The 26,480-nt window shown below is 48.8% G+C and carries 23 protein-coding genes and 2 pseudogenes; 13 read left to right on the forward strand and 12 right to left on the reverse strand.

All coding sequences use genetic code 11. From position 1 onward, the window contains the following. Positions 1-68 precede the first annotated feature (68 nt). A complete protein-coding gene (locus AC6CIF_RS09355; RefSeq protein WP_076209390.1) occupies positions 69-770 on the forward strand; it encodes an NAD(P)-dependent oxidoreductase in 702 nt (233 codons plus the stop codon). A 435-nt stretch (positions 771-1,205) separates the two neighbouring features. Here the strand turns inward: AC6CIF_RS09355 and AC6CIF_RS09360 are convergent, their stop codons facing one another. The 5 genes and pseudogenes from AC6CIF_RS09360 to AC6CIF_RS09380 form a co-directional block, all read right to left on the reverse strand. Next, entirely contained in the window at positions 1,206-3,248 is a 2,043-nt protein-coding gene (locus tag AC6CIF_RS09360; protein WP_498199254.1) for a B12-binding domain-containing radical SAM protein, read from the reverse strand. A 408-nt stretch (positions 3,249-3,656) separates the two neighbouring features. Then, the gene (gene recQ, locus AC6CIF_RS09365) at positions 3,657-5,537 is read right to left on the reverse strand and encodes a DNA helicase RecQ (RefSeq protein ID WP_036610632.1); all 1,881 of its coding nucleotides are present in this window, start codon (positions 5,535-5,537) and stop codon (positions 3,657-3,659) included. Between the two features lie 345 nt (positions 5,538-5,882). Continuing rightward, a pseudogene (locus AC6CIF_RS09370) lies at positions 5,883-6,152 on the reverse strand (Rpn family recombination-promoting nuclease/putative transposase); the annotation flags it as partial. After that, complete coding sequence (locus AC6CIF_RS09375) at positions 6,149-8,110, reverse strand: ABC transporter ATP-binding protein (protein WP_498199256.1); 1,962 nt, start codon at positions 8,108-8,110, stop codon at positions 6,149-6,151. The pseudogene AC6CIF_RS09370 and the gene AC6CIF_RS09375, both read right to left, overlap by 4 nt. Further along, on the reverse strand, positions 8,103-9,923 hold the full coding sequence (locus AC6CIF_RS09380) for an ABC transporter ATP-binding protein (protein WP_498199258.1): 1,821 nt from the start codon (positions 9,921-9,923) through the stop codon (positions 8,103-8,105). Before AC6CIF_RS09380 ends, AC6CIF_RS09375 begins: the two co-directional genes overlap by 8 nt. 114 nt (positions 9,924-10,037) lie before the next feature. Here AC6CIF_RS09380 and AC6CIF_RS09385 point away from each other — a divergent pair, with 114 nt between their 5' ends. Then, the gene (locus AC6CIF_RS09385) at positions 10,038-10,931 is read left to right on the forward strand and encodes an AraC family transcriptional regulator (protein WP_498199259.1); all 894 of its coding nucleotides are present in this window, start codon (positions 10,038-10,040) and stop codon (positions 10,929-10,931) included. A gap of 23 nt (positions 10,932-10,954) precedes the next feature. Beyond that, the gene (locus AC6CIF_RS09390) at positions 10,955-11,479 is read left to right on the forward strand and encodes a DUF5412 family protein (RefSeq protein ID WP_498199261.1); all 525 of its coding nucleotides are present in this window, start codon (positions 10,955-10,957) and stop codon (positions 11,477-11,479) included. A 277-nt stretch (positions 11,480-11,756) separates the two neighbouring features. Here AC6CIF_RS09390 and AC6CIF_RS09395 read toward each other — a convergent pair whose 3' ends face one another. The 6 genes from AC6CIF_RS09395 to AC6CIF_RS09420 form a co-directional block, all read right to left on the reverse strand. Then, positions 11,757-11,891 (reverse strand): hypothetical protein, encoded by a 135-nt coding sequence (locus AC6CIF_RS09395; protein ID WP_498199263.1) that lies wholly within the window; start codon positions 11,889-11,891, stop codon positions 11,757-11,759. Between the two features lie 180 nt (positions 11,892-12,071). After that, on the reverse strand, positions 12,072-13,202 hold the full coding sequence (locus AC6CIF_RS09400; RefSeq protein ID WP_498199265.1) for a glycosyltransferase family 2 protein: 1,131 nt from the start codon (positions 13,200-13,202) through the stop codon (positions 12,072-12,074). A 227-nt stretch (positions 13,203-13,429) separates the two neighbouring features. Then, positions 13,430-14,176 (reverse strand): class I SAM-dependent methyltransferase, encoded by a 747-nt coding sequence (locus tag AC6CIF_RS09405; RefSeq protein ID WP_498199267.1) that lies wholly within the window; start codon positions 14,174-14,176, stop codon positions 13,430-13,432. Then, a complete protein-coding gene (locus tag AC6CIF_RS09410; protein ID WP_498199686.1) occupies positions 14,163-15,575 on the reverse strand; it encodes a nucleotide sugar dehydrogenase in 1,413 nt (470 codons plus the stop codon). Before AC6CIF_RS09410 ends, AC6CIF_RS09405 begins: the two co-directional genes overlap by 14 nt. A gap of 66 nt (positions 15,576-15,641) precedes the next feature. Beyond that, positions 15,642-16,631, reverse strand: coding sequence for an SDR family NAD(P)-dependent oxidoreductase (locus AC6CIF_RS09415; RefSeq protein WP_310342424.1), 990 nt, complete (start codon positions 16,629-16,631; stop codon positions 15,642-15,644). Between the two features lie 18 nt (positions 16,632-16,649). Then, positions 16,650-17,339, reverse strand: a complete 690-nt coding sequence (locus AC6CIF_RS09420) for a glycosyltransferase (RefSeq protein ID WP_498199269.1) — start codon at positions 17,337-17,339, stop codon at positions 16,650-16,652. Between the two features lie 319 nt (positions 17,340-17,658). Here AC6CIF_RS09420 and AC6CIF_RS09425 point away from each other — a divergent pair, with 319 nt between their 5' ends. Beyond that, positions 17,659-18,369, forward strand: a complete 711-nt coding sequence (locus AC6CIF_RS09425) for a GT-D fold domain-containing glycosyltransferase (protein WP_498199271.1) — start codon at positions 17,659-17,661, stop codon at positions 18,367-18,369. Between the two features lie 227 nt (positions 18,370-18,596). Here the strand turns inward: AC6CIF_RS09425 and AC6CIF_RS09430 are convergent, their stop codons facing one another. Continuing rightward, a complete protein-coding gene (locus AC6CIF_RS09430; protein ID WP_498199273.1) occupies positions 18,597-19,004 on the reverse strand; it encodes a hypothetical protein in 408 nt (135 codons plus the stop codon). 190 nt (positions 19,005-19,194) lie between these two features. On the opposite strand from AC6CIF_RS09430, the gene AC6CIF_RS09435 reads away from it, so the two are divergent. The 9 genes and pseudogenes from AC6CIF_RS09435 to AC6CIF_RS09475 all read left to right on the forward strand — a co-directional run bounded on the left by AC6CIF_RS09435 (position 19,195) and on the right by AC6CIF_RS09475 (position 26,397). Then, positions 19,195-20,343, forward strand: a complete 1,149-nt coding sequence (locus AC6CIF_RS09435; protein ID WP_498199275.1) for an RluA family pseudouridine synthase — start codon at positions 19,195-19,197, stop codon at positions 20,341-20,343. 36 nt (positions 20,344-20,379) lie between these two features. Further along, complete coding sequence (locus AC6CIF_RS09440) at positions 20,380-20,958, forward strand: SLOG family protein (protein WP_442031603.1); 579 nt, start codon at positions 20,380-20,382, stop codon at positions 20,956-20,958. A 167-nt stretch (positions 20,959-21,125) separates the two neighbouring features. Further along, positions 21,126-21,941: an adenosylmethionine decarboxylase gene (speD, locus tag AC6CIF_RS09445; RefSeq protein WP_307538777.1), complete on the forward strand. Its 816-nt coding sequence runs from the start codon at positions 21,126-21,128 to the stop codon at positions 21,939-21,941. A gap of 183 nt (positions 21,942-22,124) precedes the next feature. Further along, positions 22,125-22,535, forward strand: coding sequence for a flagellar basal body rod protein FlgB (gene flgB / locus AC6CIF_RS09450; RefSeq protein ID WP_498199276.1), 411 nt, complete (start codon positions 22,125-22,127; stop codon positions 22,533-22,535). A 150-nt stretch (positions 22,536-22,685) separates the two neighbouring features. Next, positions 22,686-23,174, forward strand: a pseudogene (locus tag AC6CIF_RS09455) (GNAT family N-acetyltransferase); the annotation flags it as partial. Positions 23,175-23,384: 210 nt separating this feature from the next. Further along, complete coding sequence (locus AC6CIF_RS09460) at positions 23,385-23,789, forward strand: NUDIX domain-containing protein (protein WP_498199687.1); 405 nt, start codon at positions 23,385-23,387, stop codon at positions 23,787-23,789. Between the two features lie 34 nt (positions 23,790-23,823). Continuing rightward, the gene (locus tag AC6CIF_RS09465) at positions 23,824-24,351 is read left to right on the forward strand and encodes an ankyrin repeat domain-containing protein (protein WP_498199278.1); all 528 of its coding nucleotides are present in this window, start codon (positions 23,824-23,826) and stop codon (positions 24,349-24,351) included. 217 nt (positions 24,352-24,568) lie between these two features. Then, positions 24,569-25,084 carry a sigma-70 family RNA polymerase sigma factor gene (locus AC6CIF_RS09470; RefSeq protein WP_498199280.1) on the forward strand — a complete coding sequence of 172 codons (516 nt, stop codon included), beginning with the start codon at positions 24,569-24,571 and terminating at the stop codon, positions 25,082-25,084. Then, positions 25,081-26,397, forward strand: a complete 1,317-nt coding sequence (locus AC6CIF_RS09475) for a DUF4179 domain-containing protein (protein ID WP_498199282.1) — start codon at positions 25,081-25,083, stop codon at positions 26,395-26,397. Before AC6CIF_RS09470 ends, AC6CIF_RS09475 begins: the two co-directional genes overlap by 4 nt. The last annotated feature ends 83 nt before the right edge of the window (positions 26,398-26,480 follow it).

Below are 26,480 nucleotides of genomic sequence, written 5' to 3' on the forward strand. Positions count from 1 at the left end.
ATTATACATAGATGATAAATAATACACTACTGTGCATTTATGTAGAAATAGGAATGGAGTTAATAAACATGAAAATTGCAGTTGTTGGGGCTACAGGAGGAACTGGAAGGAAAGTAATAGAGCGTGCGCTTGTTTTAGGACAGGAGGTCATCGCGGTCGCTCGTCGACCGGAAGCGGTATCGCCTGCCGAGGGACTCACCGTAAGAAAAGGAGATGTACTAGACGAATATAGCATGGTCAACGCCATTGCGGGGGCAGACGTTGTGATCAGCTGCATAGGTCCTCCTAGTAATTTGTCGCCAGAGTCTGCAGCGAAGAGCTTGGGAAATATCAGAGCTGGAATGCACACAATCGGGGCTAATTTCTCACCCGGTAGGGTCATGTCCGAAGGAATCCCGAATATCATATCAGCATGTCAGCGTACAGGTGTGAAGCGCATTGTTATGCAGAGCGGTATTAATTTGAGCGATGGGAAAGAGCTTTCTCTTATCAACAGGTTGGCGGTGCGTTTGATGCGCAGCATCTTTTGGAAGGCGATTCAGGATAAAGGTATGGCAGAGCAAGCACTCATCCAAAGTGGACTGGATTGGGTCATTGTACGTGCATCCGTGCTTCAATATGCGGAGGGTACGTTGAATTATACAGCAGGACCACTGGCTCGCATCAAACCGCTAGGGGCATTGCCCTTTGCAGACTGTGCCGACTGCCTGGTGCGGGCGGCGACCAGTGAGCCCGAGTGGAAAAATAAGATTGTTAATGTAGGAAGGTAACATTGATAGCGATGACATGGTACATACCACACATCCTGCCAGATATTTCAACTACGTATATGATAACTTATGCGGTACTCTCTTTTTACTGAAATTGGATATGCGATGTTATGGATTGTGAAAAGAAAAAAGAAAGATCATACTCATCCCATAGGGGAATCCAATGATCTTCCGATGCTTTGTGAACTATGCTGTTGTAAAAGGTTGAGCTTGGCGCGGCTTGTGCAATGGCAAGCCGCGTAAGGGTGAGGTGCTGCGCCCAATGGGCAGCACCTCATGGGATGGCACCGCGTCCATAACCGCGGTGCTCACCGTTATAGCATCACGAGCGCATAGCCGTGATGCGTACAAAAAGCGCCACGACCGTTAAGCCGTGGCGCTTCTCCCGTTGCATGCCGCCAACGGGCCATGCAGCTAACCCCAAAGTCGCTGCATCTACATAGCAGCGGCTTCTTCTCCCAGCGGCAGCGTGTAATACTGCGCCTGCTGCCCTTCGTGCTGCTGGTACACAACGACCAGCAGCGTCCGGCCTTTCGCGGCAAGCGGGCTGGCGCCAGCTAGCACACGCTCAAGCCGGAACGGAAGCACATCCAATACGGTGTGCTTCTGCAGTTCCTTTTCGCCGAGACCAAGGTCGGCGAAAGCACGGGCACCCATGACCGTCTGTGCGGTCATGGCCGAGGTCATCGGCAACGCACGCGAAGCGTTGCCGTCCACCATGTCCGCCGCTCCATCCGCGGCGGACCCTGTTGCGTCGCCCGAAGTGAGCGACGCTGCACCCCCGGCTTCGCTGCCGATCACACCCGCCGCATCTGCGGCAGAGTCTTCTCCGGCAGCAGCCGAACTTGCCCCAGCGGCACTCGGACCCGTGCCGCTGCTTTCCAGCCATGCCGTGCCTGCGGCACCGGCAACACGTGGCAGTCGAACGTCTTCCGGACGTTCAGCCAACGTTTTCATATAACCCGCCCACTGGTCTTTCTGCAGCGGATCTTCCCACCAGATTTTGCGTGGTTTGTATTTGTGACCAAGGAAATAATCCAGCTTCATCAGGCCGAGCACGATATCCATATGCGGCGTGTTCCGCGACTCCAGGAAGCTGTGCAGACGAGTGAACAGATCCTCCAGTTGGTGACCGATCTTCTGCCAGCCCTGACCTTCCCAATAATCCCCAAACGCCTGGAAGAAATCAAACGGCGAGTTGAACTCCTGCTCCATCAAATACTTCAGCGTATGGTCCATCCGGTGTGCATTCCAGTATTTCTCCAGTACATCTTCCAGCCGCTTCAAGCGCACGATGTCACTGAACGGCAGGACATCACTGCCCAGAATCTCATACGGAGCGTGATCCATATACGTATAGTTGTACTTTTCCGCATCCAGACGCAGACCTGTACCACGCAGCATTTTGAGGAATCCGAGTTGAAGCTCTTCTGGCCCCAGTGCAAACACATCATTAAACGTTTTGCGGAACGTATTGTAATCTTCCTCCGGCAGTCCAGCGATGAGATCCAGATGCTGGTCGATTTTGCCGCTGGCTTTTACCTTGTTCACGGTCCGGCTCAGCTTGGTAAAGTTCTGGCGACGTTTCACCAGTTCATTTGTCGGATCGTTCGTAGACTGTACCCCGATTTCGAACCGGAATGTGCCTGGTGGCGCATTCTCTGCCAGATAGTCGAGTACCTCGGGACGCATAATATCCGCCGTAATTTCAAACTGAAATACTGTCCCCTGATGATTCTCGATCAGGAATTTGAACATTTCGAGCGCATAATCCCGCTTGATGTTGAACGTCCGATCCACAAACTTGATCAGCTTTGCGCCCTTCTCGATCAGGTACAGAATATCCGACTTCGTTCTCTCAATATCGTAATACCGCACGCCGACCTCAATACTGGACAGACAGAACTGACAACTGAATGGACAGCCTCGGCTGGTCTCAAAATAAACAACCCGTTTTCCAAGCTCCGGGATATCCTCTTCAAATCGATGCGGTGACGGCAGATCATTCAGATCCGCCTTTGGCCGTCCTGGCATGAGAATGACTTCTTCCCCTTTGCGATACGCCAGTCCATACACGAAGTGGAACTTCTTGCTTCCTTCCAGCTCCGTCAAAAGCTGATGCAGCGTCTCTTCCCCTTCACCCATCACGATGAAATCCACATTGGGAATCCGGTTCATCCAATATTCCGTGTCGTAGGACACTTCCGGCCCGCCCAGCAAAATTTTCACGTTCGGCATAACCTTTTTCAGATTATCAATGACCTTAATCGTCTCTTCGATGTTCCAGATGTAACATGAGAAACCAATCACGTCCGCGCCGCGCTGGTACAGATCAGACACAATGTTCATCACCGGGTCCTTGATCGTATACTCCGCCAGGTCAATATCAAAATCCTTCTCACTGTACGCCTTCAGACAACGCAAGGCCAAGGAGGTATGGATGTACTTTGCATTTAATGTAGAAAGAATAACCTTCATGGTTCACAACCTTTGCCTGGACACCCAGACCATATTTTTTTTGGTAAAAGGAAAGCTGCACAGCCATCCTACCTCGGATGCTGTTCATCTAAACCTCTTTTGAACTAGCCATTCCATGTCTCATGGACATATCCAACTTTTGTCTTTCAAAGAGTGGACACTCTTTTCAAAAAGACATATACACCTCGCCAAACCAAAACCACAACATACATTATAAAATTCGCACCTTCAAGCTACATGTTGTATACGATACGGTCAGCCATTCCTAACGCCAATGTCCACCCTTTGAAAGACAATTCGCCACCATTTGTCCACTCTACAGAGACGCGGCAACCAACTTTAAAGATTGGAAAGTGAACTTTTTAACAATTCATACTCAATTCACACTTAATCATACTCATTTCACACTCACTCGTACTCGTAAAACGCATCATCATCCGTATCCACTTCTTCGCCCGATTGCTTCTGGAAAAACTCCAGGAACGGCAGTCCGTACTTGCGGTATTTGACCTCACCGACCCCTTTGATATCCAGCATGTCACGTTCTGTCTGTGGACATACCACACTCATCTCACGCAGGGTCGCATCATTGAAGATAATGTACGATGGTACATGCTCTTTCGCCGCCAGATCACGCCGGATCAGGCGCAACTGTTCAAATACCGTCTCATTAACCGCAGATGGCATTGCATCGCGTCCGCGGCGTCCGCCATAGTTCGTACCCGAAGCCGTTGCCGCTGTTTTGCGGACAACACGTTGCATCACTTCACGCTGGCCTTTGAGCACTTCCACCGCTAGTGGTTGCAGACGTACAACCGGATACTGTCCCTCAGACAGCATCAGATACCCTTCGGATACCATCACGTTGATGATCTCCGATATCTCACGCTCTGTCCGATTACCCATCACGCCGTAGGTTGGCAGTGAGTTGAAGCCGTAATCAAGCACTTTTTTGGCACGGGAACCTTTGAGCACCGAAGCAACCAGCGATACACCATACCGTTCGCGCATGCGGTGAATGCAACTGAATATTTTTTGTGCATCAATCGTCATGTCTACCAGCTCGCGGTCGTCCGTACAGGAACTGCAAGTACCGCATGGTGTATCGTCATGCACCTCACCGAAATAATCCAGCTGCGCACTGCGCAGACAGCGCGTCGTGTAACAGTAATCCACCATCTGTTGCAGCTTCCGGTAATCGTTCTGTTTGCGGTCGCCGTCCATCGGATTCTGCTCAATCAGGAACTTCTGGGTGATAATGTCCTGTGCCCCGAATAACAGAATACACTGGCTTGGCTCTCCATCCCGGCCTGCACGTCCGGCTTCCTGCACGTATGCCTCCATATTTTTCGGCATGCTGTTATGAATAACGTAACGCACGTTCGACTTATCAATCCCCATCCCGAACGCATTGGTCGCCACCATCACTCGGATATCATCGTACAAAAAAGCTTCCTGGCTCTGGGACCGTTCATCGTCCGTCATCCCGGCATGGTAGCGTCCCGCGGGCAATCCCGCTTGCAACAAACGCTGATGCAGATCGTCCACGTCCTTACGAGTCGCGGCGTACACAATGCCCGGCTCGCTGGCATGCTCGCGCGCATAATTCAGGACAAAATCCTTCTTGCTCTCGCCACGCAGCACGCTAAACGCCAGATTATCCCGCCCAAGTCCGGTCACATATGTCTGCGGGTCCTGCAAACGCAGCAACCGCAGAATATCGCCCATGACCTCGGGCGTCGCTGTAGCCGTGAAGGCCGCAACCACCGGCCGCTCCGGCAAACTATCCACAAACGGCGCTACCGCCAGGTAGCTTGTCCGAAAATCATGTCCCCACTGCGATACACAGTGGGCCTCATCCACGGCAACGCAAGAGATCGGCAAATAGCCCATCTCCTCGCGGAACCAATCCAGCTCCAGTCGCTCAGGCGCGACATAGAGCAACTTCAGCTCACCGCGCTGCGCCGCGCGGATACGATCATTCACTTCTTTGCCGCTAAGTGTACTATTAATATACGCGGCAGCAATTCCGGCGGTCGTCAACGCATCGACCTGGTCCTTCATCAATGAGATCAACGGGGAGACAACAAGCGTCAGACCCGAATATAACAGAGCGGGGATCTGATAACAGATCGACTTACCGCCCCCGGTTGGCATAATGCCCAACGTATCTTCACGTTCGAGCAGGCTGGCTACGATCTTTTTCTGTCCCTCACGGAAGTCGGGGTAGCCATAATATTTTTGCAGGAGACCCTGCGCTTCTTCTAATGTAGGTGTTTGCACACTCATGTAAAGACTCCTTACTTATCACCGGTGTTTTTCCACCAGCTTGGTCCGATCCGATTCTGACATCCGAAAGCGGCTCATATCCCGCATCCTTGACAACAAAATGGCGTTCTCATGACTTGTCCGTCAAGCAAACGCCGCTCCCTTTAGTTTAACGGCCCAGCCCCGAATGAGCAACCGCGTTTTACTGTAAATGTTTGAAGCTTCTTCACCAAAATAAAAACAACCGTCCTGCCCTAGTTGGACAAAACGATTGCTTTAAACTTATATTTACGAGCCACACTCATATCACGCTAGTGTATCCGTACCAATTCATCTGGTGGACCTACTACACATTATAACTTTACTTTAATCTTTTAACGACTCTACCTCAGACTCCGGCAAGCCACTTGCCTTTGCAATAACAGCAACTTCGAGACCTAATGAGAGCATGTTTTTCGCAATTTCTATAGCCTTCTTTTGTTCGCCTTTTGCTATTCCCTTTTCCGTAGCCCACTCAATCATGGAAACTTCATCATGCAAATACTTCTGCCGCTTTTCATACAAACGACGTGCTTCACGATCCTGACTCAAGAACTCCAGCGTATCCATTACTTTCTTAACCCCAGATTCATTCATGTTGTATCACCGCCTCTTGCATTCATGCGATAATACATTCCTTTCCTCTGCATTAGCTGTTCATGCGTTCCATCCTCGGCAATTCGGCCATGTTCCATCACAAGGATGCGAGAACACTGGCGAGCAACCTCCATGCGATGCGTGACAAGCAATCCTATGCTGCCTTTCATAAAGTTCAGCAAGTGATTCATCACCTTCTGTTCTGTCTGAATATCCAGTGATGACGTTGGTTCGTCCAGAATATACAGGTCAGATGATCTCATGAAGAGTCTAGCAAGCGACAATCGCTGTTGTTGGCCTCCAGATAGATTGGCTCCTTTCTCATGCAACATTGCTGCGTATTGTCCTTCCTGTGCCTCTATATATTCATGCAAACCTGCCTGCTTTGCCGCAAGCTTCACTCTGTCCAATGTAACGTCTGAACTCAGACGAATATTTTCTTCGATCGTTCCTGTAAAAAAAGTTGGTGTCTGTGGCATATACGTCAGTCTGGATTGATTATCCATCTCTATATACTCTGCAACATGTTTATCACCCAGCAACACACTTCCGTTTGTAGGCTCAATCAGCCCTGCACACACTTGGCACAGTGTAGATTTGCCAGCACCGCTGGCGCCAACTACCGCAACCAGTTCACCAGGAACCAGATTAAGCGTAATGTGATCCAAAATCTTCCGACCACTGTCTTCATCGGTTACTGTTACCTGTTGAAGACGTAGCATAGCAATTTCTTTCTCTTGACATGCTGTTTGTTGTGTATACCCTTGATTTTCGTCATAACTTCCTTGTACAAGCTCGTCGTGCTTAGTATTGGATACGTCTGTCTTCTTGTTCTCCGCCAATTTCAACCATGCAGAGATACGTCCAAATGCACCCACGCTGGCTTGCATCTGACTCCACTGGCTGGACAAGCCGAGTACTGGCCACACCACCAGTTCAAACAGCAGACTACTTGCAACAACCATGCCCGGAGACAAAGTACCCCTAGCCGCTGACAAAGCAATAAGGAACAACGCTGCCAATTGAGCCAGACCAAACACCGCCATCGCCACGTTATCCGACATGCTCAGGGTCATCTGCAACTTAGCCTGAACACGATTCAGTGATTGCTGTTGTGTCCGAAAACGAGCGAGAAACCACGGTGAAGCATTATACATCTGAATCACCGGTATCCCTTCAACATACTGTTGGATCTGTTCTTGGGACTCGCCTTCCCTGGATTCGACCTCATCGGACAGATGTACAATTCGCTGATCATACAACCTCGCCGTAAACCAGATTGCCCCTGCACTTACCAAGGCGATAACCGCAACCCATGCATCTGCTCTGTACAAGTATCCCAGCGATAGAGCAATGATGAATACAACCGTAACACCCTCTGCAATAGCCTCCACAACTTCTGCACCATGCTTGGTGTCTTCCTTGATGCGAAGCATCACATCCCCGGACTTCTGTCTGCGCACCCAAGAATAAGGCATCCGGTTTAACAGTTTCAACAGATCCATGGACATATCCCGTTGCATCGATTCTTTGAGCCATACCAGCACGTAACGATGCATCGCGAGCAATACAATAAACCCTGCCAGAATGGCGATAAAGATCAACGCTGTAGCATTAAGCTGCTCCTGTCCCCCATCATGAATAGCATCCACGAAGAATCCCTGTACAAAGGCAAGTCCCCAATCAAAGACCGCATCTGCTGCGATAAAAATGAGCAAGATCGCTACAGCTAATCCATAAGGCTTCATCCAGCGAAAAATAACGGGCCATACCGTTGCCAATGATACAGCTTGTTTTGGGTCATCTGGAACATCACTTTCGTTCATCTGATGATGAGCTTCATTTTCAATATTTTCATTTTCATTATTTTCATTTATCTCATATGCTCCGCTTTTCTCATGACTGCTTTTCATTTCAACCTCATCGGCATATGCTGCATCTTCGATCTTGTTACTCATGCTGTTCCTCCACTTCCGTATCCTGCTCCGCAATATAACTTCGATATCCGTTTGGACGATGCAGCAATTCACGATGAGTCCCCATATCTTCGACGCGTCCCTTCTGAATATAGATGACCTGGTCCGCCCGTTCTATCAGCGATAATCGATGAGTAACTGCAATAACCGTTGTGCCTTTGTCAGCAGTGATCCGGGCAAAGAGATCATTCAATCGTTGCTCATGCCACGGGTCTTGAGATGACGTCGGTTCATCCAACAATAGAATATCCGGGTTCCTCAGCATCGCTCTGGCTAGACTGATACGCTGAAGCTCACCACCCGACATCGTCCCGCCTTGCGGCTGAAGCTCTGTCCCATAACCGAGCGATTGACGCATAATCGCGTCATGTGCATGCGTCATGTGGGCCGCAACCTCTACTTGATCGGCAGATATCTCCTCTTGTCCAAAAACAATATTCTCTTCCACTGTACCTGTGAAAATAAAGGCTTGCTGCGGAACATACACCTGATTGACATGTGCTGTCTGAACTTCGTTCGCACCATTCAGTGAATTCTTCTGATTCATGACCTGAATCGAACCAGTAACAGGTGTATCTAATCCGGCTATTAATTTCAATAACGTGGTTTTCCCGCATCCACTTGGCCCCGTGATTACAGTAAGCTTTCCTTTCTTGGCCTCAAAAGAAATATCTGTTAACACTTCTTCTTGCTCCGCATACCTGTAAGACACATGCTGCACGTTGATCCCAGCTGGTTTAGATTGCTTTTCATGTTCCACTGAACCCGGTTCGGATCGTACATATGCATTGGTATCGGTATGAGCAACCGTGTTCTTTTTCTCCAGATCCAGAACTTCAAAGATTCTGGACGCATGAGAAGCAGAACCGATAAAATTATTCCACAACCCGGATAGTGACTCAATCGGACGAGTTAACTGACTGCTCGCCACCAGAAAAGCCGCCAATCCTCCCACATCCATATGTCCGTTCAACACCTGCATGCCGCCTAGATAGAGAATCAGAATCATCCCACCATACGTCGAGACCCGTCCAGCTGCCTCCGACAGACGTTGTAACACAGATACGGACATCGTATGTCTGAACACTCGATCCATTCGATCTTTAAAATGTTGGTGCACATAACCCGCGAGTCCGTAGCTCCGGATCTCCACAGGGGCTTGAATGATTTCAGTCAGCATCTCATCTCTTGACGCCGCACTGGCATTCAACTGATCATGTCGTCGTTGCAGACGTCTACCCAGTCCTACCGTTACAAGAGGATAGATCAACGTGAATGCAATAATAGCCAATGACAATGGCAGGTTCACCCAGCTGAAATAAGCAAAAGCAAGAATCAGTTGTATCACATTTTTTGCAAGTTCAATGCCGTGTTGGTTTATCCCTTTCTGTGCTTCCTTGGCAGAAGTCCAAACTCTGGAAGATAGATCCCCCGTATGATAGTTTGCCAGATCCCGTGTTTCTGTGTTGCCAAGGGATCCAAACAACAGGGACTGCACAGACAATAATGTTTTTTGCTGGAATAACGTCTCAACCCACGTCATGAATGCGGTTACAATAAATCGTAATACTACAATGGACACGCCTATGATCATACCTGAGTAGAGTAACGAAAACTTTGATTCGGTAGCTCCTTTGACTAATCTTCGGATCGATTCCAGATATCCGACCTCAATCAGGGAGACCATAAATGCGGCGAAAAGCAATAGAATAATGAACATTCGGTACTTACCTGTTAATGTCCACAATCGAGTTAGCATGCCTGTCGTCGTATAAGTTCTTTTGTCAGCTAACATGGATGGTTTCTCCAATCTTGTCATTAAATTATGTACTTGGTTATGATATCATCGGTGATAAGGAAAAAATGAACATTTATTGCTGTAAGTACTATTAGAAGTAGGGAGATTGATATGCAACACGATCTGCTAGACACATTGGATAAGCTATTCGACTACATAGAAGATCATATTCAAGACAAATTAACGCTGGATCATCTGGCATCTGTGACTCATATATCCAAATTCCACCTGCATCGCATGTTCAAACATGTAAGCGGACAATTGCCTGGAGAATACATTCGTTCACGCAAATTGGCACGCAGCCTCGAGCAATTGGTGAATCTGAACTGGAAGATTATCGATATCAGCGGACATTACGCTTTTGAACATGAACAATCCTACATACGTGCTTTCAAACAAGCCTTCGGCATTACACCCCTGCAGTATCGCAAACAGGGAGCTGGAAACCTTGAATTCACAGCCCGCATGACTTCGTCCATGATCACAACGCTTCCATATGGATATATTTTCAAACCAACGTATGTACGAAAACCGGCTATGAAACTTATTGGGCAACGGTCCCACATTCGGTATGCAGATAACGAAGAGCACTATGAAGCCAATTCAGCAGGCAACGACTTTTTTGAAAAACACTTTCATTCGATTCCTAACGTGTTGCAACCCAACGTATATATCGGATTTACCAATGAAATTAACGAGGATTACAGTACATATCAACCTTCTGTGGAAGTCACCCACCTGGATGATATCCCCAACGAACTGGATGGAATCGAAGTACCGGCCAACCAGTATGCTGTATTCAAATTCGTCTGTGATTTCCACCCAAGTCTGATCAACATCGACCACCTGGACAGTGTCTGGACATTTATTGATGAATATTGGCAGAGCCATTCGGGGTATGAGAAGAGTGATCCATACTATTTCGAAAGAATTGATGGCAGCCTGGCTCAAGACCACTACGGAGAGATGGACATATATATCCCTGCTAAGCAAATTTCACTGTAAGCTGTCAATGGAGGTTCGATCCTATGAATCAAAATACTCAAACTAATTCAAGTTCATCCCATACAGATTCTCGCAAATCTTGGATACGTAGACACTCGATTTTCACTACATTTACATTATTGATGATTGTGCTGTTTACCACCGTATTCCTGTATTTCTGGCTCCGTCCATACTTCTCCACATTTGACCGTTCTGAGAAAGGCGAATTGAGCTATTCCATGCCTTCACAGAATGGTGAGTATACTGCCGAGATTTATGGTGTGCCCTATGGTGGTGCGGCAGGCGGGGTTACGATGTGGGTCGATGTGAAGAAGACGAATGCCCCTGAGGACTCCACATCCCAAACGATATATCGTGCCGAGCACCACGGGAATAACCATTTGGAATGGGAAAATGAAAACACACTCCGAATCGAAAACTGGAATGAATACACGGATGAGACCATTACCCTCAAGATTGATGATGAAATATATGATGGATGGGGCTGGGCGTGCAAAAGCTTACGTATGAAAGACCATTCTGTGCGATGCCTGGCACCCGAAAAGTAAAACAACTTAGCAGCTAATATGACGGCCCTAAACACTCGACAGCTGATCTTGATGCGTAATCCTCACTGCACCGCATGTCAGAAGTTCCAACGCGGCACGAGAAGCATAAAAAGCCCCACTCACCGACTCTTTCGGTTAAGCGGGGCTGCTCTTGTTCTACAAGTTATCGTTTATCAACTTATGCTTCATTGTGGTCTGCATAAGCTCAGTCACTAACAATATCGTAGCTATCGGACTTAAAACATATGGTAGCATTATAATTTATCTATTATATCTCTTAATCCTCTTCTGCTTCTGCTTCTGCTTCTGCTTCTGCTTCTGCTTCTGCTTCTGCTTCTGCTTCTGCTTCTGCTTCTGCTTCTGCTTCTGCTTCTGCTTCTGCTTCTGCTTCTGCTTCTGCTTCTGCTCGCAATTGTGCCTCACACTCTATTTCCACTCAACCCTTATTTTCACTGATCCGTCCTATCGTATCCTACCAGCAACGGATTAGTTTTTGTGTTATTTCACTTCTACTTCAATCTATTTCCCCTATTTCCTAATCCCGCTTCAAACCCTTCTGTCTCATCTGTCTCATCTGTCCCAGTTCGTCTCCCTACTTACCCTGTGACACTTCACCACGTTCTTCCCGCTCCTTCATCTCTTTGCGTACCACAACTTCGAGCTTCTGCCGATTGGCAAGTAATCCGGGATCGTTGGGCAAGTACTCACGGGCTTTGGTGTTATGCATGAGTGCCTGCTCCCAGTTGCCCAGATGAGCATAACAAAGGGATAAACGGGCATGTGGCAGCCATGTACGGCAAGCCATAGGCACCGGGCGCAGACCCGGATCGCGGCTGCTCACGTCCACCGCCTGCATATACCAATAGATCGCAAAGACAGGTTCCTGCCGTTCATGGAAGCAGGCCGCAATGGCGCAGCAGAAATCGGCATGCGGCAGGTCATACTGGAACGACTGCAGCAATGCACCGAGCTTACGCCCCGGCTCACCCAGTCGTTCATAACATTCCGCCAGCCGCGCGCAGGCAATCAGGCGATCCTCGCGGTAACCGCTTGGCTGTTCCAGCAGCTTCGCGTACCCGCGTGCCGCCGCCACATAACGCTGGCGGTCATAACATTCGCCTGCATAATAAAACAGCAGGCGACCTTGGGCTACGCCCTCTTCGGCGATCCATTTGCGCAGAATGCGCACGTTTCGCGCCGAATGATGTCCCGCTTCGCGGCGATGCGTAACGGCAATGTCTGCCGTAATGACCTCGCCCCGCGGGAAGTTAAGCTGCTCGTGCAGCCGGCCATGCCAGCGGCACCCGGCATCCCGCTTGACCAGGCGAAGGCGTCGGTCCGTCACAAGTGGACTCCCCTCCGCTCCCTCGGCCAGCGTGTAGTTCAAGATCACAGCTTCCGTCTTCCCCCCGGACGGAAGCTGCTGCTTCAACACCTCCAGCTTCGCCCGTTCCGCGGGCAGCAGCACATCATCCGCATCCAGCCACAGGATATACTCCTGCGTGGCCATGGCGAATGACTCATTCCGCGCTGCGGCAAAGTCTTCCTTCCATTCATACGTGTAGACATGGTCGGTATACTGCGCAGCGATGTCCATCGTGCGATCCGATGAACCGGTATCCACAATGATGATCTCTTCCGCGATGCCGGCAACCGAGTCCAGACAGCGCGCCAGCGTGCGTTCCTCGTTCTTCACAATCATGCACAGACTGATGGTGATCACGTTTTGAGCCCCTTCCTGTCGTACGCGTATTGCAAAATGTCATAACGATTTGCTTTCGTTGGTTAAATACTTCGAACAAAATACTATCGTAAGTTGAACTAAAGAGATTTACACTGGACACTCCGATGACAGAAACTTTCTGATCGTTGTTATCCATGCAGTGTCCTTAGCTTTGGCTCCTACCCTTGCCGCTGTCGCTGTCTTTGTCTCTGTCCCTACCTTCACCGCTACCCTTCCCCACTCTCCTGACGGCGAAGCCGTTTCACCTGCTCCACAGCACTGTCCAGTGTCTTCTTGCGCTGTTTCATTACGCGGAGATGATTATGTTCCACCTCGGCAAAATGGACATGATCCAGTTCCATCCACTCCATCAGTTGATCCAAAGTCGGCGACATATGCAGTTGTGTACTCCGCCGTTTGCGGGCCACGCAACATAGATATTTATGATGAACTTCGAGTTTCAAGACTTCAAAATACGGCATCAGGGTCATCGCCAGACTTCCCGCATAGAAGGTCTGCTTGTGGTCATAGAACGGGTGATACCCATACGGCACGGTCACAACCAGCGTCCCATCCTCTTGCAGCAGCCGATAAATCTGGATCAACAACGTCTCCGGATGAGCAAAATGCTCCAGCACTTCTCCAAGCAGCACAGTATCAAAGGTAGTCCTTACTTTCCATTGCGTAATATCCAGCATTCGAAAATCCACATTGTTCCTAACTGGCCTAGACTCTTTGGCAAGCTCAGCTTGCGCATATCTTACACTTTCTTCTTCCAAATCAATGCCAGTGACACGAAATCCTTCACGTGCCAGCAGAATGGACGTAATGCCCTGACTGCACCCGACATCCAGGATGCGTTTGCCTGTCGCCTCACGACACATCCAGTGGATACGCGTTCTTGTCGCTTCATGAGAATCCTCCGAATTGATCTCGCCGTAATAGCGTTCACTCACTCGATCATGATTCGCCATAGGTTTCTCCCGTTTTCACTCGGTGAATCGGCTGACCCATCACCACAATATTTCCCCCGTGGCATCCGGCCGTTGCATTGCGTGTATCAAAAATCAGCTTGGCATGATCTGCCATCTCCTGATAATCGAATCCCGAATGATCCGTGGTGATGATCACCAGATCAGCTCCTGTCCACAATTCCGCTACAGCAGGCCGAGACTGGAGCATCGTACCGTCATCCTTCCGGAAGACAGGCACCATTGGATCGGTGAAAACCACATCTGCACCCGCTGCGCTCAGCAGCCGAAAAACGTCCAATGCTGGCGATTCGCGTAAGTCGTCAATATCTTTTTTATAAGCCATACCCGCCAGTACAACACGTGCTCCTCGCACAGTTACACCATGCTGCTCCAGCAGCTCCGCGGCACGCTTCACCACTCTCTCTGGCATTTGCCGATTGGTTGCATCCGCCAGCTGGATGAACTGCAGTTCCGATCCCTGCCGGTTTGCAGCCCAGGACAGATAGATCGGATCGATTGGGATACAATGTCCGCCGATGCCGGGACCGGGATAGAATGGCATATAACCAAACGGCTTGGTTGCCGCCGCATTCAGTACCTCCCAGATGTTTACCCCCATCTGTTCGCAGGCCGGGGTCAGCTCATTCACGAGTGCAATATTGACACTGCGAAATGTATTTTCGAACAACTTTGCCGTCTCCGCTACCGTTGTTGAACTAACCGGAACAACTTCGTTCAGGAACGAGCCGTAGAACTGTTTACCATAATTCAGACACGCGGGTGTGGAGCCACCAATAATCTTTGGGGTATTTTTCACACCATAATGCACACTGCCCGGATCTACCCGCTCCGGAGAATAACAGACGTAGAACTGTTCTCCAGCTCGCCAGCCTTTTGCCACTTCAATTGGTTGTTTCACGCGTTCCTCCGTTGTGCCCGGATAGGTCGTGCTTTCCAATATAACCAGGCTGCCTTCCTGCAAATACGGAGTCATGCCATCCACCGCGGCCGAGATATACGAGATATCCGGTTGATGCTCGGCAGTCAGTGGAGTGGGCACACAGATCACAATGACATTGGCCTGTGCCACCGCTGCATAATCAGTGCTTGCCGTGAATAACCCAGCCTGCATAAGCGACTGCACAACATCATCTTCTATACCTATGACATACGAATGCCCGGCACACAGCTTAGCTACCTTCGAAGTATCGATGTCAATCCCGTGGACTTGATAACCTGCCTGTGCCATCTCTACGGCCATGGGTAAACCAACATAGCCTAGACCGATGACAACAGCCTTCAGGGAGCGGTCATTAATATGTTGTATGAGGGTACGTTGCTGTAACTCTTCATTACCTTCGTGCTGGTTGTGCTGATGATTCTCTTCCATTCCTTCCACCTCCAAACGCTCCGCCTCCCCTCGGTGGGCGTGTCTGAAAACTCCGAACGAGTTTTGAGACACGCCCTAGTCGATATAGCCACCTGCACGCAAAAACCGGGCAATCGCTGGTTTGTTCATCATGGCACTGTCCGAGCGATACTCGGAGAAGTTCACACGTGGCAGACTGCTGTACTGATCTGTCAGCCCCTTGTCCGGGTGCTCCGGCAGGATCACATAATACTGCGCATCGTATTGACGAGTGCGTGGTGCTTCAAAGGGCGAGATCAGCACCTCATGCAATTTCTCGCCTGGACGTATGCCCGTCACCTTATAATCGAAGGATGGACGACCTGCCTGTTCCAGCATGACGGAAGCCAGATCCGTCATCTTGCAAGCTTTCATTTTCATCACAAATGTCTCCCCGCCCACAGCCGCCTCAGCCGCCTTAAGCAGTAAATGTATAGCTTCGGTACGTGTCAGGAAAAAACGGGTCATGCCTTTGTCCGTAATGGTCAGGCTCTTGCCTTCATCGATCTGACGACGGAACAGAGGCACGACACTACCGCTGGTTCCAAGCACATTACCGCCGCGGATGCAGACAAACCGGGTACCTTCACTCAGCCAATTGGCACGGATCATCATTTTTTCACCCAAGGCCTTTGTCATGCCATATACGTTAATCGGATCTACCGCCTTATCGGTGGACACATCAATGACTTTGGGAACCTGCATCCGAATTGCAGCCCGAATAATATTCTGCGTCCCGATCACATTCGTCTTGAACGCTTCATCCGGCTGGTCCTCGCACACTGGTACATGCTTCAGCGCAGCCAGATGAAAGAGTACATCCACGCCTTTGCACGCATCTTCCACTGCCCGATAATCCCGGATATCCCCAATGATGAATCGCAGACGCGGGTCATGGTTGAACTCACGCTGCATCGCAATCTGGGCATATTCGTTACGAGACAGGAGGCGAATCTCTGCCGGGTCCTGTTCCAGCAGCACCTCGGTCAGCTTTTGACCCCAGGAGCCTGTGCCCCCGGTAACCAGAATCGTTTGTCCTTTAATCATGCATATACCCCTCCCTGATCAGATCATGAATTCGCGTAATACCTTTGCCATCTCATCTTGGCTTAACCGGTCTTTAGCTGGTACCTTTTTGACCGAAGTATTGCTCGAATGGACGATATTCACGTAATTGCGCGGAGCCAGCAGCTCATGCGGCAGATCAATGACATTGCCATGCGTACCTCGGCCCGGCAGCTTCACCCGATACCCGGATGCGTACTCCGCTGTTTTATACAGGTAGACATAGAATTGCGGAGAACGATGGAACGTCGGTGCCATATCGTTGTTCACGCTATCCCAGAGATAGCCGTTCTGGTTAATCAGCGCCATCGTCTGCGGCTGTGGCTGCACGTCATATAGCTGCTGTACAAAGGTCCGGTGATAGAGGTCATCTGAATCCAGACGGGCAATATAGATGTGCTCCGTCCCTTCAGCAAATGCCAAAATTGCACGTACACTCTCAATATGAGTTCCGAAACGAATGTTGGCTGGCAGCGGCTCCTGTTCCGCGAGAATCTCCTGCACTAATTCTCCCGATTCCTTGGATAACTTCACCACCGTCAGGAAATCCTGATTCGTCTGAGCTTTCAGGCAGTGCAATGTAAATGTGCGAAAAATGCCCATCCGCCGCTCCAGCCATTCTCTCGTCAATCGCTGTGGGTCGAACCCATAATTGTTGAAATTAATCTCAATAACCACTTTCCTTGACATAATATTCCTCCTCATGAACTCTGCCATTTTCCTTCAGCGGATACAGACCATTTTCATAGTTTCAACAGTCGCTTCCATGCGTAACACAACCTCAGGCTGTCTGGAAGCCGACAATCCATCCGGGTCTCGCTTGCGAATCCTGCCGACTCTATAAAGTATGAAATGTTAATAGAAGCGGTACGGACATATGCACTGATTCTCACCGAAATAGATTAGTATACAGCTGAAAATGGTGCCCTGCGGGTCGAACGTACATATCATTGCTGCAGCCGCAACATAGAATAGAGCAGTTCAATTTTCAAAGGAGGCAATCACTCGAATGGATTCGATCTATCTTGAAATGGATGGTGTGCTTGATCAGCTTGAAGCGGCACTGGTTGAACAGCGCCCTCTCTCTCTTGTGCGAGTCGGCGATGGCGAGAATATCGTCATGTCTCAAGAGACCGTATGGACCACGGAACAGGTCCTTCAGGAGCGTTGGGCCATTAAGGCCAATTTAGGACAAAAAGGACTAAGCCTTCCCAACCCGCAGCTACGGGATGAAGTCGCCGCTTCCTTGCAGCGGGCGGATATCGTCGGCATTCTTCCTCGTGGTGACAACACTATTAATGCTCCGGATTATCTCAAAAGACCCCTGACCGATATGGTATTTGCACACTTTGGCATCTCTCCTCCGATGACTTGTCATGCCTGTGTCAATCGGGAACTGGCGCAGAACCCGCGTTTCTGGCAGATGCTTGCAGGCAAGCGTGTGTTACTCGTTACTCGTGAGATTGAGGCACTGCGTGTCATGCTTGAACGTGAGCCGTATAATCTGAACATTGTGACTGCCCTGCCCTTCGACAGCTATGATCAAATGGATGAAACGCTGCACTGGATTCAGACCAATCAGCATACCTTTGATGTCGCTCTCTTCTCCTGCGGTGTCAACGCGGTTATTCTTGCTGAGCGAACAGCCTCACTCGCCGGTAAAGTCGCCATCGACTTTGGCAAAGCCAACAACATCATTCTGAAAGGCCGTGCCAACTGATTTTCAGGGCACCTTCAACCTCGAATCGCTGAGTTGCATCGAAACATGCTTATGCTTGTAAGACATAACCCCCCCGGCTCATTGAGCCGGGGGGGTTATGCTGAGCGATAGTCAAACTGGTCGCTACATTACTTTGTACGTCTGGTTTTTCTGAGGTATGAACCGAACTCTGCCGTCAACAGAAGTGATGACGAAGCACTCTGCCTGTCATATTACGCCTTTCACTACTAGCCGGTGGCTGCAATACCATAGAACATCTCCGGCCCGGTTCTTACTACTGTGGACACCCCCGAAATAAACGAAGTATACACACTCTCCAGTGCAGGTGGTGCAGACAGATCCTGAGCTGTGAACGAATGAAATTCGGCACCGCCGTTCTGTCCGATCGTACCTTCAGCACGGTAGATGACATAGAAAGGATCATATAAAAACCCCCGCACAAGCTCTACAACAAAGGTATCTCCCAGTTCTCCCGTAACACCTACTGTCCCGTTCAACGTAATAATGGGATTCACCACTCCCTGCGTCTGTAGACCAATGGTCCCGAACGCTGCCGGGGATACCGACAGAGACAAACCGGGCTGTCCTACGGTTGCCGAGTTCATCGAAGTTCTCATATCGAGAAACACGCCCATGAGTAACACCTCCAATGCTATGGGATACCCTATCCTATGAATCTCATTACTCTTATGATTGGATGTATAGCAGATTGCATGAACCTATTTTTATTTGTCGACGGTTAATGGTATATTGAACTGCATAACGAAAATGAACGGATCGTATGCACACAAGCGGTACAGGCTGTTCAGAAGGAGATTACTATTCATGAATAAACGCAAACGTCCAACAGGCAAGACATCGGCCTCGGCCAAGGGGAAATCTTATGCAGGTTCATCTTCAGCACGTTCCGGCAAGTCCAACTTCTCATCTGCAAAATCATCAGGTGCTTCTGCATCACGCAATACGGAGGATAATAAGAAGCCATTAGCCGCGAAATCGTCGGGTGCACCCAAGAAAGCTGGAGGCAACAAACCCAAAAATGCCAGCGCATCCAAACGACCAGGCAATTCCTATTATCGCAAGCAGGAACCACCACGCCAGTACAAAGTAACCGAACCGGATGAACTGTTGAACTTCCTGTTGCAGCATTTGAAATCCGGACGGAACGCAGTGAAGTCCATTCTGGGTCGTGGACAGGTATCCGTGGATCAGAAGGTCGTAACCAAGTTTAATGAAGCGCTGACGCCAGGTCAGATTGTCTACATTCGAAAAGAAGGTGCAGTCGCTGCTCCATCCCTGACGGGTATTAACATTTTGCATGAAGACGATGATATCATTGTGATCCGCAAGGAAGCTGGACTGTTGTCCATTGCCGCTGACAAGACGGATGACCTGACGGCTTATCGCCAACTGACAGAGCATGTACGCCGCACCAATCCGCTCAACCGGATCTTTGTTGTCCATCGACTGGATCGGGATACATCGGGTGTGATGATGTTTGCCAAAAGTGAAGAGGTACAGCAGAAGCTGCAAAACAACTGGAAAGAAAATGTGCAAGACCGCGTTTACGTTGCCCTTGTTGAAGGTTCGGTAGCCAAAGAAGAAGGCACCATCTCTTCCTGGCTGAAGGAAACCAAAACGCTGAAAATGTACTCCAGCTCTCGTCCGAATGATGGACAACATGCCATCACACATTACAAACGTCTGAAGTCGAACCGTGAGTTCTCCCTGCTCGAAGTGCGTCTGGAGACAGGGCGTAAAAATCAGATTCGTGTGCATATGGAAGATCTCGGACATCCGATTGCCGGTGACAGAAAATACGGCGCACGCACAAGAGACCTTGGCCGTCTTGGACTTCATGCACGCATACTCTCGTTTATCCATCCCACAACAGATGAGTTAATGTCATTTGAAACGGATATTCCGAAGCCATTCCTGTATCCGTTCCGTGCAGATGCTCCACCTGCGAAATAACTGCATCTTGATCATGCCTGAAAGGAGGAACGGACACTGAAAAACCTGTTAATTACCGGTTACCGGGCACATGAATTGCAGATTTTTGGACAGAAGCATGAAGGTATTCCTTTTATCAAAAAAGCCATCTCCTCCCGCCTCACTCCCCTTGTCGAGGATGGTCTGGAATGGGTGCTGACGCCGGGACAATACGGTGTGGATCTGTGGGCCTGTGAAGTGGTGATTGATCTGAAGAAAACGTATCCGCATCTGAAGCTGTCGATCATCACTGCCTTTCAGAACCCGGAAGAACAATGGAAAGAAGACAAGCAGGAGTATTACCGTTCCATCCTCTCGGGTGTGGACTATTACGGTGCGATTAGCAATCAACCTTATATCGGGCCGTGGCAGTTCACTGCACGGGATGACCTGTTGCTGCGTAAAAGCGACGGTCTTCTGCTCGTCTATGACGAAGATGCCGGGGAAGGCAGTCCCCGTTTTGTGAAGGAAAAAGCCGTGAAGAAACAGCAGAACGAGGATTATACGATCATCAGTGTCACTTCAGAGGATATCCAATCGGTAGCTGAGGATGAGCGCATGAACGATATTGTAGACTTCGACGATTCTTCCTTCTGAATCATGCTGGATCAATGCAGACCGTTCAAGGTCCATCCGTTCACATCCATCATCAGAGGAGATTAGCATTTCGTATGACGTACATATGTTTTTTTTCGAGGCAGGTTGGGTATAAGTAGTATTATAACTGCGATGAAATGTCGTATGGGATAAGGGGAACTGCAACCATGACAATTACGCCAGAGCAGCGTCTTCAACTGCATGGATTTAACAACCTGACCAAGTCGCTGAGCTTCAATATGTACGATATCTGTTATACCAAAACCAAAGATGAACGCGAAGCTTACATTGAATATATTGATGAACAGTATAACGCCGCCCGGCTGAGTAAAATTCTAAACAACGTTTCCGATATCATCGGAGCCCACGTTCTTAATGTTGCCCAGCAGGATTACGTGCCTCAAGGCGCGAGTGTTACGATGCTTGTCTCGGAGGGTCCAATCGTGGAGATCCCCGAAGAATCACTCGATGAATCTCCCGGCCCTCTGCCCGATAACGTTGTCATGCAGCTGGATAAAAGCCATATCACTGTGCACACCTACCCTGAATTTCATCCTAGTGAAGGTATCAGTACTTTCCGTGCGGACATTGATGTCTCCACCTGCGGTGAGATCTCACCGCTTAAGGCGCTGAATTATCTGATCCACTCATTTGATACGGACATTATGACGATGGATTACCGGGTGCGTGGTTTTACACGGGATACAAGCGGACGCAAGCTGTTCATTGACCATGAGATCGGCTCGATTCAGAATTATATTCCGGACGAGATCAAGAGCAGCTTTGACATGATTGACGTGAACGTCTATCAGGAGAATATTTTTCACACCAAGTGTAAACTGAGGGAATTTGATCTCGACAATTATCTGTTTGGGTACACCAAAGATAAGCTCAGCACGAAGGAACAACAGGAGATTACGGAGTGGCTGAAGCTGGAGATGGACGAGATCTATTACGGCAAAAATATTAATCGTCCCTCTTAGAGAGGTTGTTCAACGTTGATCCATAAGGGCAAGGGCTAAGACAAGACTTCATGAAGGCAGGGTTCTTCTTTTCGGGGGACCTCCGGCATGTACTTGTCTTTTTCTTTGTTTTGTTGACAGTGTGCAACTTTATTTCTTATTATAGAAGTAACTGTACAATCTACAGTGAAGGAGACTGAGCCCGTGATCGAAACGAATACGACAAGACGTAACGAATCACTGTTACAAGCACTGACTGCACAACACAATGCCATCACCAATAACATTGCCAATGCAGACACGCCCAATTACAAAAAGAAAACGGTAGAGTTTCAGGAAGAGCTTAGACGTATCGTTGAAAATGGCAAAACAGATCAGCTCGTCATGAAGCGGACTCATGACAAACACTTTCCTGTCAGTAATCCCCATTCTTCCATCGTACAGTACCGAATTGTCGAGAACAACGAAACAACAATGAACAATAACAACAATAACGTTGACATTGACAAGGAAATGGCGAATCTTTCGGAGAACCAGCTCATGTATAACTACATGGTTGATCGGGTCAGTGGACATTACAAAAAAATGAAGAATTTATTGAATGATCTGAAATAATGAATGTACAAGCAGCCCGAAATGGCTGCTTTTTTTTATGGTCTTTTCCCCTGAGTGTAGCTCGTTTGGTGCCATTTTTCGGTATCCTCTCCTGTTCGTAGTATAATGGGAAGAAACGAATGATTTCATATCGTATAAAAGAGGTGCAACATGTCTCCACGTCATTTAAATGGTTTTCAAGGTTCCAAAGTCAGATTAGCGGCCCCATGCCCGGAAGATTGCATGCGTCTCTCCCGCTTCACAGACGATTATGAATATTTGCGCAACATGGATACTGATATCGCGATCCCGTTAACGCCGGATGAGACGGGGTCCTCCTCTGTCCGCCGAGACAACGGATTTGAATTTGCATTACGTACACTGGAGGGAAACCGATTCATTGGATTCACAGCCCTATACCGGATTGAATGGAACAATCGATCCGCTCGTCTGGCCATTGGTATCGGGGAAGAAAATGATCGGGGGAAAGGATACGGAAGCGACGCTCTGGCTCTGATTCTTCGGTATGGCTTCCATGAATTGAACCTGAACCGGATTGCGCTGGAAGTCATCGAATACAATGAAGCCGCGAGACGCGCATACCTGAAAGCCGGATTCCGGGAAGAGGGTCGCCAGCGTTCTGCAGTTTTGCGGGATGGCATGCATTATGACCTGATCTCGATGAGTATCCTTGCCGAAGAATGGTCCGCACAGGCTGGGCTTCCCTTGTCATTCCAGTCTACTCGTACTCCTGAATCTGGGGAAAGGGTAGCGGGTGGTTTCTCACAGCGTAATGGGAACGAACAAGCTGCGCTGTCCCTGTCGGAATTAAGTTCAGATCCAAAAGGTGAATCTGAAATTTCACCTCGCATCGGCGTAGGTGCGGTCATCCTCAATGAACGGGGCGAAGTGCTTCTCGCCTGGCGGAATCGTCAGCCCGAGCAGCACACCTGGAGTATTCCCGGCGGGAAAGTCGATCCCTACGAATCACTGGAGACTGCCGTCATCCGTGAAATCAAGGAGGAAGTGAATCTGGATATCGCCATTGACAGTCTGCTCTGTACGGCGGAGACGATCCAGCCACAACAGAAGGAACATTGGATATCCGTGCTCTATTCCACCAAGGTGATTGGCGGCCATGCTCGTAATCTGGAAGAAGGCGGAGCCATCGGTGAGATCGGCTGGTTTCCATTGAATGATCTGCCCTCTCCACTCGCTTGCTTTGCAGTGCCTGGGCTGGAAGCTGCGAAGAAGCTGTATAATGAATCCCTTTAAATTCTAATATCTCATCAGATGGAGGTATTCCTTTATGAATCATGCAGAACAGATGAATCAACTATTTCAGGCTGCACAGGCTGGAGATGTGGCCAACCTGCAATTATTGCTCGCTTCTCACCCGGAACTCACCAATACTGAAAATCAGGATGGGTTAACTCCGCTGGGATATGCCTCTCATTATGGACAAGCAGAAGCAGTTCGTCTCCTTCTGGAGCATGGAGCAGATGTTAACACCCTTTCTCATTCCAAGATTTCCTTTATCCCTTCCAATACTGCACTGCATGCCGCACTTGCCGGAGAACGTTCACCAGAAGTTATCCAACTTTTACTCGAACATGGGGCATCCACGAATATTCTGGACAGCGATGGACAATATGCGTTGCACTCCGCTGCATTTCATACGGATCAGATCGAACTTATCGAGATGTTACTTCAGCATGGAGCTGATCCAAACGCGCTAAACTCGGCGGGCCAAACCGCACTGGAGATTTCACTTGAGCGTGGTAACACGTCTACAGCTTCATGTCTGCGAGCAGCTGTTACAGCGCATCAGCAATAATGATTAGATAACGTGAGCAGTACCGCGAATAACCGTCAGGACTCTTTTTGGAGTACAAAGAGAAGGTCTGGCGGTTATTTGTTGTCCTCTACGTTCTCGTATACATACGTAGTTCAACTTCTATAGAAATCCGATACATTATATTTTTTAGAAAATAAGAACCGTTTGGTGCCTTACGCGGTCTAATACTCAACATATCCATGAAAGGAGGAGCCATGTGACCCCTACTCAGCTCACCATAGCCGCAAAAAAAGGGGATGCCGAGGCTTTTGCAGCCTTAATGGAATTACATCAGAGCCAACTGTACCGTATCGCCTATGCCTACCTGCATAACGAAAGTGATGCGCTCGAAGCGATTCAGGAATCAACGTTCAGGGCGTTCCATAAACTCAAAAAATTAAAAGAGCCCTCCTACTTTGGCACTTGGCTCATCCGCATTCTGCTCAACTACTGTGCGGACGAACGCAAACGTAAAAGTCGGCTCAGTCCCGTCACCGAGATTATTGAATCCAGCAGTTGGGATCGTCCTGCGGACCCCGATCTTGCTGCCGCCGTATCCACTCTTGACCGGGATTGCAAACAGATTATTATTCTAAGTTATTTCGAAGGTTTCTCCTTAACTGAAGTTGCCGATATTCTCGAAATCCCGACCGGAACCGTAAAATCCCGATTACATCGGGCACTCGGACAGCTCCGTGATCAACTTGAAACGAAAGGAGATGTACCCTCATGACGGATGAACAAAACTCATTTGACACATTGGAAGAACGGCTGAATGCTCGCAAGACGGAGTACGAAACAATGCCCGTACCGGATGCCTCATATCAGGCTGTTCAGTCCGGAATCCGCCAGGCTGCCCGCAAACGTAAGTCCCGGCTGCGCTGGTATATGAGTTCCATCTCAGCAGCGGCCCTCATCCTGCTGTTTACTGGATGTATCCGCGTCTCTCCCGCCTTTGCGTCCTTCGTGGAGCAATTGCCCGGTATGGAAGGCATTGTGAGTATGATTTGCCAAGATAAAGGATTAATGATGGCGATTGATCAGTCCCTTTTACAGAAGGTCGGGGTAACCGACGAGCATGATGGGGCTTCCGTGACCGTTGATGGCATTATCACGGACGAGTCACGTATGGTTATTTTTTACACGATGAAAGGCATGAAAGATCTGGAGAAGGGTAGATATGACATCGATTTGCTGGATGAGAACGGTAAAGATCTTCCGGTTGGATTTAGTTATTTCTCTCCTAATCCAGATTCAGAAAGTGGTGTTTACGAGGACAAAATCGATGTCTCATTCACAGAATCTTTACCGCCACAAGAGCTGACCGTTGTATTTAAGAAACGAGGTAAGGACCCGAATAATAAGTGGAAGGTCACCTTCCCCGTGGATCACAGCTTAACAAAAGGCATGAAAAAAACCATTCCCGTAAACCAAACTATGACCGTGGACGGGCAGCGTATTGATGTAAAACAGGCCGTTCTGTATCCCACTCGCCTTGTACTTGATATCGAATATGATCAGAACAACACCAAAAAAATCTTCGGAATTCGTGATCTGCACTTGGTAGATGAGCAAGGCCGAGCATGGAGAACAGATTCATCTTCCATCGGAGGATCTGGAAGTTCCGTCTTTTTCGAAAGCATGTACTTCTCCACTCCGAAAAAACTGACTTTGCAAGGGTCTGGCCTTTCAGCGGTGGATAAGGATGAACTGGTTATCAGCATCGATCCCTCTTCAGGTGAAATACAAGGCGGCCCATCGAGTTTGAAATTGCTGCAAAGCACGGTCCAAGGCAAAAATCTGATCCTCGAGTTTTCAATTGCAGACGCTCAAAATGCTACTTCAGGGCTATCATTTACCAATATCCAAGACAGTAAAGGAAACCCTTTCGACATTAATGAAGTAGGCTGGAGCCCTTCCGTCTTTGAAGCAAGAGTTGTCATTAAAAATGGAGCCGCAGCCAAAGGAAATCTGACAATGGAGATATTCTCTTACCCTGATCAAATTCGTGCACCGTTCTCTATTGAAATTCCTGTGACTCCCTAAAGAAAATGTAACAACGATAATTGCAAGCCACACGACGTAGTCATGCACTATAATGAAAATATTAAACAACTACATTAAATCGA

The sequence above is a fragment of the Paenibacillus sp. GQ49 genome, assembly GCF_059759055.1.